The organism is Amycolatopsis decaplanina DSM 44594, assembly GCF_000342005.1.
In the GTDB taxonomy this organism is placed as follows: domain Bacteria; phylum Actinomycetota; class Actinomycetes; order Mycobacteriales; family Pseudonocardiaceae; genus Amycolatopsis; species Amycolatopsis decaplanina.
This window is the reverse complement of record NZ_AOHO01000045.1, coordinates 350,166-360,769: the sequence shown is the minus strand read 5'-3', so window position 1 is coordinate 360,769 and position 10,604 is coordinate 350,166. Positions and strand designations below refer to the sequence as shown.

Here is a 10,604-nt window from a genome sequence, read left to right as displayed (position 1 = left end):
GGTGGATGAGGTGCTGGAGGACCGGTTGCCGGGCAGGAATTCCGAGCAGGTCCGGAAAGCGGCGAACCACGCGGCGATGATGGCCGACCGTGACGGCGCCGGGAAACGCGCGGAACAACACCGCGCCGGACGTCGGCTCTCGATCCGGCAAGGCGAGACCGGAGTGGCGTCGATCGAGGTCGAAGATGGCCCCGTGGAGAAGATCACCGCCGCGTACACGCGGATCGATCGTGAGGCCAGGGCGTTGAAAACCGGCGACGAGACCCGAACTCTGGATCAGCTGCGCGCGGATGTCGCGTTGGATCTTCTGCTGGGTGGTCAGGGTGGGAAGAGTGAACGGTCGGAGGTGTTCCTCTATATGGATCTGCACACCTATCTCGGGTTGAACGATGATCCCGCCGAGCTGGCCGGGCACGGGCACATCCCCGCACCCTTGGCCCGGCACATCGCGTCCGGCTCGAACACGGTGTTGCGGCGGATCATCACCGACCCGTTGTCCGGGCAGGTGCTGGATCTGGGCCGGGATCGGTATCGGCCGACCGCGGGGCTGGACGAGTTCGTACGAGTGCGGGACCGTGAGTGTCGAAGACCTGGTTGCCACCGTGTCGCGCAGGCCTGCGATCTCGACCATGCGCTGCCGTGGCAGCACGGGGGCCATACCGCCGATACCGAACTGGTCGACCTGTGCCGCCGCGACCACCGGTTGAAGGACCAACCCGGCTGGAGCTACCGACTAGCGGCAGACGCGACCCTGACCATCACCACACCCACCGGACGCAGCTACGACAGCACGCCACCACCACTACACGAACCCCGAACCGAACCACCGTTCTGACCCCATCGCCGAAAAACGGCGACAAGCCGACCACAAGAGCAGCACCCAAAATCCCGGCGCAACCAGTCTGCGACGAGACGTCGCCGAAAAACGACCATCGCTCCGGCACGAACCTGGCGCGGGGTCAGCAGGGCAACCGCTGCCGCCCAGCAGCGTCGCCGAAAACGACCACGACGGGCCTTCGAGAGTGGGACCCAACCGCGCCCACGGCCATCACGCCCGCGGCGCGCCCCGCATCACGCCGTCGACCACCTTCCTGGCCAGCAGGATGAACAGCACGACGACGGGCAGCACGCCGATCGTGGCCGCGGTGAGCATCAGCGAGTAGTCGGTGAAGTAGCCGCTGGCCAGCCGCGACAACGCCACCTGGACGGTCGGGTGGGCATTGGGGTCGAGCACGATCAACGGCCAGAAGAAGTCGTTCCACGCGGTCATGAACGTCAGCATCGCGAGCACGGCGGCCTGGGGGCGGATGGCGGGCATCGCGACGTTCCAGAACAGCCGCGCCGTCGAACAGCCGTCGACACGTCCGGCGTCGAGCAGTTCGCCGGGGATCGCCTCCTCGCACGCCTGCCGCATCCAGAACACGCTGAACGCGCCGACCAGCCCCGGCACGATCACCGCCTCCAGGCGCCCGTACCAGCCGAGTTCGCCGACCACCAGGTAGAGCGGGATGACCCCGAGCTGGGCGGGCACCATGGCGGTGCCGATGACGACCAGGAACAGCGTGTCACGCCCGGGAAACCGCAGCCGCGCGAAGGCGAATCCGGCCATGCTGGAGAGCAGCACGTTCGACACGGTCACCGTGCCGGCGACGATCAGCGAGTTCTGCATCGCCAGCCAGAAATCGACGGTCCCGAAGACCCTGCCCACGTTCTCGATCAGATTGCCGCCGGGCAGCAGCGGCGGGGTGGTCTCGCCAAGAGCGGAGTTGTCCTTGGAGGACACCACGAACGACCAATACAAGGGGAAGATCGACGCTACGCCGACGGCGAGCAGCAACCCATAGACGACGAAACCGGTCCGTTCTCTCGCCGCCACGGTCACTCACCGCCCCGCATCCGGCGCACGAGCGAGAAGTTGACCAGCGCGAACACGGCCGAGAACAGGAACAGCAACCACGCGATGGCCGCCGCGTATCCGGCGTCGAACTCGCCGAACCCCTTCTCGTACAAGTACATGGCCAGCGTCTGGAACTGCCGGTCGGCGCCGCCGGTCCCGTTGACACCGGTGTCGTCGAACAGCTGTGGCTCGGCGAACAACTGCAACCCGCCGATGGTCGAGACGACGACGGTGAAGGCGATGGTCGGCCGGATCGCGGGCACGGTGATCGACCAGAAGGTCCGCCAGCGCGAGGCGCCGTCGAGCATCGCGGCGTCGTAGCGCTCCTGGGGCACGGACTGCATGGCCGCGAGGTAGAGCAGCGCGTTGTAGCCGGTCCAGCGCCACATCACCATCGCGCTCACCGCGACATGCGAGGCGAACCGGTCCGACCGCCAGTCCACCGGGTCGAGACCCACCAGGCCCAGCGCCCAGTTGACGACGCCGTAGTCCTCGGCGAAGAGCTGACTGAACACCAGCGCCACCGCGACCACCGAGACGACGTTGGGCAACAGCACACTGGCCCGCCACAGGCTCCGCGCGCGCAAGGGACGATCGAGGAGTGCGGCGAGCCCGAGCGCGGCCAGCAGTTGCGGGACGGTCGAAAGGACGAAGATGCTGACCGTGTTGAAGAGCGCGTTGTAGAAATACGGATCCCGCAGCAGGACGGCGAAGTTGCCGAGCCCGGCGAACCCGGTGTCACCGTTGACCAGATGCCAATGGTGCAGCGCCACCCAGGCGGTGTAGAGCAACGGGAAAAGACCGAACACGCCGAAGAGCACGTAGAACGGCGCTGTCATCAGGTATCCGGCGAGCCGCTCGCCCGTACGCTTCAAACGATGATCACCTTGACGCCTGCCCGGCTGATCTCGTCGGCCGCCTGAGGATCGACACCGCTGTCGGTGATCAGGGTGTCGACGTCACAGAGGTCCCCGAACCGGGCGAAGTGGTCGTCTCCGATCTTGGTGTGATCCGCCAGCAGCACCGTCCGCCGCGCGGACGTGATGGCCGCGCGTTTCACCATCGCCTCGGCGGTGTCCGGGGTGGTGAGCCCCCGCTCGACGGAAAGGCCTTCGGTGCCGAGGAAAGCGACGTCGACGTAGGTGTCCTTGAGGGCGCTGAGCGCCCAGCCGTCGACCGAGGCCATGGTGTGGCCGCGCAGCCTTCCGCCGACCAGCATCAGCGTTACGCCGGGCCGGTTGGCGAGCGTGAACGCGTTCGGCAGTGAAGGGGTGACCACGGTCAGGCCACGGTCGGCGGGGACGAGGTTCGCCAGCCGGGCCACGGTGGTGCCCGCGTCCAGCAGGATCGCGCCACCGCCGGGGATCTGCTCCAGCGCCGCGGCGGCGATGCGGTCCTTTTCCGCGGTCATCACCGCGTCGCGGGCGTCGAGCCCCGGCTCGATGCCCAGCCTTTCGACGGGGATCGCGCCGCCGTGCACCCGTCGCACCACTCCGCTGCGTTCCAGCGCCGTCAGGTCACGCCGGACGGTCTCGCTGGTGATCTCGAAAGCGGCCGCGAGCGTCGCCACGTCGACGCGGCCGTTCTGCCGGGCCTGCTCGAGGATGGCGCGCTGCCGCTCTTCGGCGTACAACGGTCACCTCCTGCACTGGCGGATGAGCGGTCATGGCGACAATAGTTGGTTTCTCGCCCGCACGACAACGGAACCCCTCACCTGGTCCGCGCCGTTCTGTCCATTGAGGACACGGCCCGAAGCGTGCTTTCGGCGACGGTTGCCCGAATCGACGGCGAAGCTGCCCGTTCAGCCGGACCTGAGGCGTGCCCGGCGGTTCTCCAGGAAAGCCCGTTCCGTGTCGTTGGTGGCCAAGGTGATCGCCTCGTCGTAGGCGGCGATGGCGTCTTCGTCGCGGCCGAGGCGGGACAGCAGATTCGCCCGGGTGGCGGGCAGATGGTGATAGCCGGGCAGGTCCAGTCCCTCGATTCCGGCCAGTGCCGCCGCCGGGCCGTGCACCTCGGCGACGGCGACCGCGCGGTTGAGCGCGACGATCGGCGTCGGGGTGAGCCGCCACAGCCGGTCGTAGAGCGCCAGCACCTGCGCCCAGTCGGTCGACCGCCCGTCCGTGTGCACGGCGTTGATCGCGGCCTGCACCTGGTACGGGCCCGGCCGGTCGCGGCGCAGGCATCGCCGTACCAGCTCATGGCCCTCGGCGATCAGTTCCCGGTTCCACAGCGACCGGTCCTGCTCCGCGAGCACCACCAGCTCACCGGAAGCCCCCACCCGCGCCGGCCGCCGGGCCTCGGTGAGCAGGAGCAGTGCCAGCAGCCCGGTCACCTCCGACTCGCCGGGCATCAGGTCGGCGAGCGCCCTCGCCAGGCGAATCGCCTCCAGGCAGAGGTCGGTACGCAGCAGGTCGCCCCTCGTGGACGTGTACCCCTCGTTGAAGATCAGGTAGAGCACGGTGAGGACGGAGGCCAGCCGTTCGGGGAGTTCGCCGTCCCGCGGCACCCGGTACGGGATGCCCGCGTCGCGGATCTTCTTCTTCGCGCGGACGATCCGCTGGGAGACGGTCGTTTCCGGGACGAGGTACGCCCGCGCGATCTCCCCCACCTCCAGTCCGCCGAGCAGACGCAGGGTGAGCGCGGTCCGTGCGAGCGGCGAAAGCGCCGGATGACAGCAGGTGAAGATCAGGCGGAGCTGGTCGTCGCGCACCGGTCCCACCTCCCGCGGCTCATCCGGTCCGTGCAGGAGCAGTGCTTGAGCGTGCCGTGCCTCGCGGGTGGATTCCCGGCGCAGGCGGTCGATCGCGCGGTTGCGGGCGGTGGTCACGATCCACGCGCCCGGGTTGGGCGGCGCTTCGTCCCACTTCTCGACCGCCGTCGCGAACGCGTCCTGAACGGCCTCCTCGGCGAGCGAGATGTCGCCGAGGAAGCGCGTCAGGGTGGCCACGCACCGGCCGTACTCCGCCCGGTAGACACCGTCGAAATCCATCAGCGCCAACGCGACGCGTCGCCGAAGGGCCGCACCTCGATCGGCTGTCCGCAGGCCAGCGCGCATTTGCGGGCCCAGGCCAGCGCCTGGTCGAGGTCGTCGACCTGGATCACCCAGAACCCGCCGAGCTGTTCCTTCGTCTCGGCGAACGGGCCGTCGGTGATCGTGGTCGTGCCGTCGGCGGGGCGCACGACCGTGGAGACGTCCGAGTGCTCCAGGCCGCCGACGAACACCCACGACCCGGCGGCCTTCATCTCGTCGGTGACTTCGCCCGTCCTGGCCATCATCGCCCGGACCTCTTCGTCGGGCGCCTCCCGCGCGCTTTCGTCGAGCTGCACGGCGAGCAGGTACTGCCTCATGGCGGACTCCCTCGATGGATGAGGCGGAAAATCATTCCACGGTGACGGACTTCGCGAGGTTCCGGGGCTTGTCGATGTCGTGGCCGAGGATCAGCGCGGCGTGGTAGGCCAGCAGCTGCAGCGGGATCGTGAGCAGGATCGGGTCGAGTTCCGGCTCCGAACGCGGGACCACGAACCGCGGCACGTCGAGATCGCCGAAGTCCACGTCGTCGTGGGTGATCGCCAGCACCTGGCCCTTACGCGCCTTGATCTGCTGCATCGCGGCCAGGTTGCGGTCGGCGAGGTCGTCGGACGGGACGATCGCGACCGTCGGCAGCTCCTCGTCGATCAGCGCGAGCGGGCCGTGCTTGAGTTCCGAGGTCTGGTAGGCCTCCGCGTGCCGGTACGAGATCTCCTTGAACTTCTGCGCGCCCTCCCGCGCCACCGGGAAGCCCCGGACCCGGCCGATGAAGAACAGGCTCCGCGCGTCCGCGCAGATCTTGGCGTGCTCGGCGATCCGGGACTCCGCCTCGATGATGGCCGCGACCTGCTTCGGCAGCGCCCGGAGTGCCGCGACGACGCGCTGCCCGTCCGCGTTGGACAGGTCGCGGACGCGGCCCAGCGCCAGCGCGATCATCGCGAAGCCGACGGCCATGTTGGTGAGCGCCTTGGTCGAAGCGACGGCGATCTCCGGACCGGCGTGCAGGTACAGTCCGCCGTCGCAGGCCCGCGCGATCGTCGAGCCGACGACGTTCACGAGGCCGACCACCCGGCCGCCCTTGCGCTTGACCTCTTCGACGGCGAACGCGGTGTCCGCCGTCTCGCCGGACTGGCTGACCGCGATGTAGAGGGTGTCCGCTTCGATGATGGGGTTGCGGTAGCGGAACTCGGAGGCGGCCTCCGCGTCGGCCGGGACCCGCGCCAGGTCCTCGATCATGGTCGCGCCGATCTGGCCCGCGTAGTACGCCGAGCCGCAGCCGAGGATCTTCACCCTCGCGAAACCGCGCAGATCACGAGGAGTCAGGTTCAGACCGTCCAAACGGGACACTCCGAACCGGTCGTCCAGTCTGCCCCGGATCATGCGCTCCAGGCATTCCGGCTGCTCCTGGATCTCCTTGTACATGTAGTGCTGGTGGCCGCCGAGATCGAGGTCGTCGGCCTGGATGTCGATCGCGGTCGCGGCCTTGCCGGTGTCGCTCTCGTCGACGGTGAAGGTGCGGTAGCCGGTGGCCGAGACGCTGGCGAACTCGCCGTCGTCGAGGTGCACCACCTGCGAGGTGTGCCGGACCAGCGCGGACAGGTCGCTGGCCACGAACATCTCCCGGTCGCCGACGCCGATGATCAGCGGCGAACCGTTCCGCGCGACCACGACGCGGTCGGGGTGCCCGGTGTCGGTCACGGCGATCGCGTAGGTACCGGTGACCCGGGAAACGGCCTCGACGACCGCGTCTTCCAGGGTCTTCGCGCCCGACCGCGCGACGAGGTGGGCGAGCACCTCGGTGTCGGTCTCGGAGGTCAGCGTCACCCCTGCCTGGGTGAGCTGCTCCCGCAAGGCGTCGGCGTTGTCGATGATCCCGTTGTGCACCACGGAGATCCGGCCGTCCTCGGAGACGTGCGGATGGGCGTTCGCCTCGGTCGCCGGGCCGTGCGTCGCCCACCTCGTGTGCCCGATGCCGACCTTGCCCGCGAGCCGCTTCGGCAGGGCCGCCGTCAGGTTCCGCACCCGCCCCACGATTCGGTGCACCTGGGCGCCTTTACCGCCCAGGACGGAGATCCCGGCCGAGTCGTAGCCGCGGTACTCCAGCCGCGTCAGCCCCTCGATCAGGATCGGGGCGGCGTTCTGGCCGCCGATGTAGCCGACGATTCCGCACATGACGAGTCAACCTCACAAAGGAAAACGAACGGGCACGCGAAGATCGGGCGTGCTCCGTCAGCCGTAGACGATGCGGCGCAGCTGCCGCTCGGACAGGTCGGGAGGCGCGACGAGACGGCGGCTCAGTTCGGCGGCGATGCGGGGGAAGATTTCGGGGTTCTTCCTGCCCTCGGCCTGCAACTGGGCATGCCGCGTCCGGACGTACTGCTCGGCGGGCTGCCGGTAGAACGCCAGGACGTCCTCGACGACACGGGCGGCGATGGCCGTCGACAGACCTGTCGACAAGGCCACCTGCTCGACGATGTCCGCGTCCTCCACGGACCCCATCATGCACATCGAGGTACCGAAACACCAGTTCTTGCCCGAAATCGGGCAAGAACTGGCGCTTCGCAACCCCGCGTGGCGCCCTTCACGTTCGACCAGCACGCTTCCTGAACCGCCGTCGACATGCTCACCGACGTCCAGAACCTCGTGAGTGGTAAGGACGGTTAGAACCGTCCTTACCACTCACGAGCTCCACGGCCGACCGACGACCGAGCATAGGATCGGGTCATGCTCGAAAACCTGCTCACGCCGGAGACCAGAACCGATCCGTACCCGTTCTACCGCCAGGTCTTCGACCGGGGCCCGGTGTTCGAGGCCGCCGACCGGTTCTTCGTGGTGAGCGGGTTCGAGGAGGCGTCCGCGCTGCTGAAGAACCCCGCGTTCGGCCACGCGGAGCCGGAGGTGCTGCCGGATCCGCACGAGAACGAGCCGGTCGACGAGCAGGGCCGGGTGATCCGGTCGTTCCTCGGGCTCGATCCGCCCGATCACACGCGGCTGCGGCGGCTGGTCTCCAAGGCGTTCACGCCGAGGATGGTCGAACAACTCGCGCCGAGGGTCGAGGAACTGGCGAAGGAACTGGTGTCGAAAGCGCTCGAAATGGGCGAATTCGACCTGATGACCGAGATCGCGAAGCCACTGCCGGTCGTCGTCATCAGCGAGATGCTCGGGGTTCCCTTGGCCGACCGCGACCGCTTCGAAGGGTGGTCGCACGCCATGGGCCGCGCGCTCGACCCGTCCTTCCTGATCGCGAAGGAGACCGTCGCCGCGGCCGTCGCCGCACGGCGCGAATTCGTCGCCTACTTCCGTGAACTGGCGAAGGAACGGCGGAAGCGGCCGACCGGCGACCTGTTCTCCGATCTGGTGTCGGTGTCCGACGAGGGCGACAGGCTCAGCGAGGGCGAACTGGTGATCACCGCGATGCTTCTGCTGGTCGCCGGACACGAGACGACGACCAACCTGATCGGCAACGGCGTCCTCGCGCTGCTGAACCACCCGGAGCAGCACCGGAAACTCGCCGGGGACCGGTCGAAGATCCCGAACGCGGTCGAGGAGATGCTCCGGTACGACTCCCCCGTCCAGCTGACCACACGGCTCGCCTTGCGGGACGCGACCGTCGGCGGGGAGTCCGTCGGCGAAGGCGCCCAGACGGTCGTGCTGCTGGGAGCGGCCAACCGCGACCCGCGCGCCTACGAGAACCCGGACCACTTCGACATCGACCGTCCCTCGCCGAGGCATCTCGCGCTGGGACAGGGTATCCACTTCTGTCTCGGCGCCCCGCTGGCGCGGTTGGAGGGCCGGACCCTGTTCGAGGCGCTGCTCGGTGCCGGCCGCGCGTTCCACCGGACCGCCGATCCGGTCTGGGTGAAGCAGGTGACGCTGCGCGGCCTCGAAAGCCTGCGGCTCGAATTCGCCTGAAAGTCCGGTTTTCGACCTTAGACGGTTGCCGACCGGCGCCGGACTGCGCATGCTTTGCGCCAACCCGGCGTCGGTGGGGGTGCCCATGTACCAGGAACGCGCGGTCAGATCCGGCCCGTTCCATCGCGCGCTTTCCGAAGCGGTGGAGCACCGCGGCCTTTCCCTGTCCCGTATCCGCGCGCATCTGGCGGCACGCGGCGTTTCCGTGGCCGAATCGACCTTGAGTTATTGGCAGCGCGGTCTCCGGCATCCGTCGACACCACGCTCGCTCGACGTCGTCCGTGCGCTCGAAGCGGTGCTGGGTCTGCCCGCGGACAGCCTGGTCGTCCTGATCGGCCCGCAGCGGCGGTCCCCCGGCGACGACCGCAGGCCCTCGTTGCCGGAGCTGCGGCAAAGCTGGGCCGAAACCTGCTCGCTGCTGGACGAACTGAGCGAATCACCCGGCGCGGCGGGGAACGCGAAGCTCGACGTCGTGACCGTCGTCGACGTGCTGACCATGACCGGGGAAGGACGGATCTCGGAGATCACCTCGACCATGGTGGTGCGGGCGAGGGAGCCCGGCGCGGACGGATTCGTGGTGACCCATCAGGACGAACCCGGCACCGACATGGAGGCCACGACGGTCTTCGCCACCGATGGCTGCCGAAGAGGCAGGGTGCGCCGAAGCGCCTCGTCGCCGGGGATGGTGTTCGAGCTCCTCTTCGACCGCGGGCTGGCCGAAGGGGAAACGCACACCTTCGCGTTCACTTTGCGTCTGGCCGCGTCGGTCCGTTCGACCTGTTTTCACCGGACGGTGCGGTCGCGTATGTCGGCGTATCTGCTCCGCATGCGTTTCGACGCCGACGCGATACCGGCGCGCTGCGTCAAAACCGTGCGGGAGCGCGAAGAACTCGCCCCCGTGGTCAGCGAACCGCTGCATCCCGGGCCGGGTGCGACGGTCAGTGCCTACTTCGACGATCTCGACGTCGGCATCGCGGGGATCGACCTCATCTGGGAGTGAGACGACGCCTCCGCCACACCGCGACCAGCACGATTCCCACTCCGGCGACTCCGGCGGTGATCAAGCCCGCCACGATCGCGACGGGAAGTCCGGTGTCGACGGGCGGGGGCACCGCCTGGGTGAAGCCGATCCCGCGGTCGCGCTGGTAGTCCGATCCGGGCAGCTTGTCGGCGTAGCGGCCGTGCACTTCCCGCTGGTACTCGGAAAGCGGGACGAACTTCCCCACCGGCGACTGCGGCAGGCTCGCCTGCAGGAGCACCACACCGTCGGGCCCCAGTTCGTACCACCCGTTGATCTGCGGCTCGTTGAGCAGGACCGAGCCGGGCTTCAGCCGCCCGCTCAGGGTCTCTTCGTCATTCCCGGAGAACACGCTCGCGGCGACCCACTTTCCGGGGCCTTCCGGCATCGCCTGCAGCGTGGCCTTCTGGCCGGAATCGGCGGTGGCCGTCACGGCGACGGATCTGAGCACGCCCGCCGGTGCCCCGGCGATGCCCCTGACGAAGTCGGGATTGAGGGTGTAGACCGGGATTCCCTTCTCCCCCATGGTGATCCGTTGCGGCTCGATGTGGTCGACCTGCCGGAAGTTCGATCTCGCGAGACCGATCGCGTCCGGCTGCCCGGCGACGCGCACGGCCGCCGCGAGATCGCCGTCCGAGGGTGGGACGACGCCCTCGCTCGCCGAAGCGGGCAGCGCGGCGGGCAGCAGCGTCGCGATCGCCACCGCGAGACAACCGGAGAACTTCCGGCAGATCGTGTTCATGACCGCG

General features: G+C 68.6%; 11 protein-coding genes. 3 read left to right on the top strand and 8 right to left on the bottom strand.

Annotation, left to right across the window (positions count from 1 at the left end; genetic code table 11):
* Positions 1 to 835, top strand: an 835-nt coding sequence (locus H074_RS11430; RefSeq protein ID WP_039922092.1) for an HNH endonuclease signature motif containing protein, incomplete at its 5' end; no start/stop codon positions are given.
* Positions 836 to 1,048: 213 nt separating this feature from the next.
* On the opposite strand, the gene H074_RS11425 is transcribed toward H074_RS11430, so the two are convergent.
* From H074_RS11425 to H074_RS11395, 7 genes are all read right to left on the bottom strand, one after another.
* Positions 1,049 to 1,876: a carbohydrate ABC transporter permease gene (locus H074_RS11425; RefSeq protein ID WP_039922184.1), complete on the bottom strand. Its 828-nt coding sequence runs from the start codon at positions 1,874 to 1,876 to the stop codon at positions 1,049 to 1,051.
* 2 nt (positions 1,877 to 1,878) lie between these two features.
* On the bottom strand, positions 1,879 to 2,772 hold the full coding sequence (locus tag H074_RS11420; RefSeq protein ID WP_007030185.1) for a carbohydrate ABC transporter permease: 894 nt from the start codon (positions 2,770 to 2,772) through the stop codon (positions 1,879 to 1,881).
* The gene (locus H074_RS11415) at positions 2,769 to 3,530 is read right to left on the bottom strand and encodes a DeoR/GlpR family DNA-binding transcription regulator (protein ID WP_007030184.1); all 762 of its coding nucleotides are present in this window, start codon (positions 3,528 to 3,530) and stop codon (positions 2,769 to 2,771) included. Before H074_RS11415 ends, H074_RS11420 begins: the two co-directional genes overlap by 4 nt.
* A gap of 168 nt (positions 3,531 to 3,698) precedes the next feature.
* A complete protein-coding gene (locus tag H074_RS11410) occupies positions 3,699 to 4,886 on the bottom strand; it encodes an RNA polymerase sigma factor (protein ID WP_007030183.1) in 1,188 nt (395 codons plus the stop codon).
* Positions 4,886 to 5,245 (bottom strand): YciI family protein, encoded by a 360-nt coding sequence (locus tag H074_RS11405; RefSeq protein ID WP_007030182.1) that lies wholly within the window; start codon positions 5,243 to 5,245, stop codon positions 4,886 to 4,888. The genes H074_RS11410 and H074_RS11405 overlap by 1 nt, the downstream gene beginning before the upstream one ends.
* Positions 5,246 to 5,276: 31 nt before the next feature.
* Positions 5,277 to 7,097 carry a glutamine--fructose-6-phosphate transaminase (isomerizing) gene (glmS, locus tag H074_RS11400; protein WP_007030181.1) on the bottom strand — a complete coding sequence of 607 codons (1,821 nt, stop codon included), beginning with the start codon at positions 7,095 to 7,097 and terminating at the stop codon, positions 5,277 to 5,279.
* A 57-nt stretch (positions 7,098 to 7,154) separates the two neighbouring features.
* The gene (locus H074_RS11395; RefSeq protein WP_039922183.1) at positions 7,155 to 7,427 is read right to left on the bottom strand and encodes a hypothetical protein; all 273 of its coding nucleotides are present in this window, start codon (positions 7,425 to 7,427) and stop codon (positions 7,155 to 7,157) included.
* 222 nt (positions 7,428 to 7,649) lie between these two features.
* On the opposite strand from H074_RS11395, the gene H074_RS11390 reads away from it, so the two are divergent.
* Both H074_RS11390 and H074_RS11385 read left to right on the top strand, forming a co-directional pair.
* Positions 7,650 to 8,837, top strand: coding sequence for a cytochrome P450 (locus H074_RS11390; RefSeq protein WP_007030179.1), 1,188 nt, complete (start codon positions 7,650 to 7,652; stop codon positions 8,835 to 8,837).
* A gap of 25 nt (positions 8,838 to 8,862) precedes the next feature.
* Positions 8,863 to 9,837 (top strand): helix-turn-helix domain-containing protein, encoded by a 975-nt coding sequence (locus H074_RS11385; protein ID WP_235096731.1) that lies wholly within the window; start codon positions 8,863 to 8,865, stop codon positions 9,835 to 9,837.
* Here H074_RS11385 and H074_RS11380 read toward each other — a convergent pair.
* Positions 9,824 to 10,597 carry a type 1 periplasmic-binding domain-containing protein gene (locus tag H074_RS11380; RefSeq protein WP_007030177.1) on the bottom strand — a complete coding sequence of 258 codons (774 nt, stop codon included), beginning with the start codon at positions 10,595 to 10,597 and terminating at the stop codon, positions 9,824 to 9,826. The genes H074_RS11385 and H074_RS11380 overlap by 14 nt on opposite strands.
* Between the last annotated feature and the right edge of the window lie 7 nt (positions 10,598 to 10,604).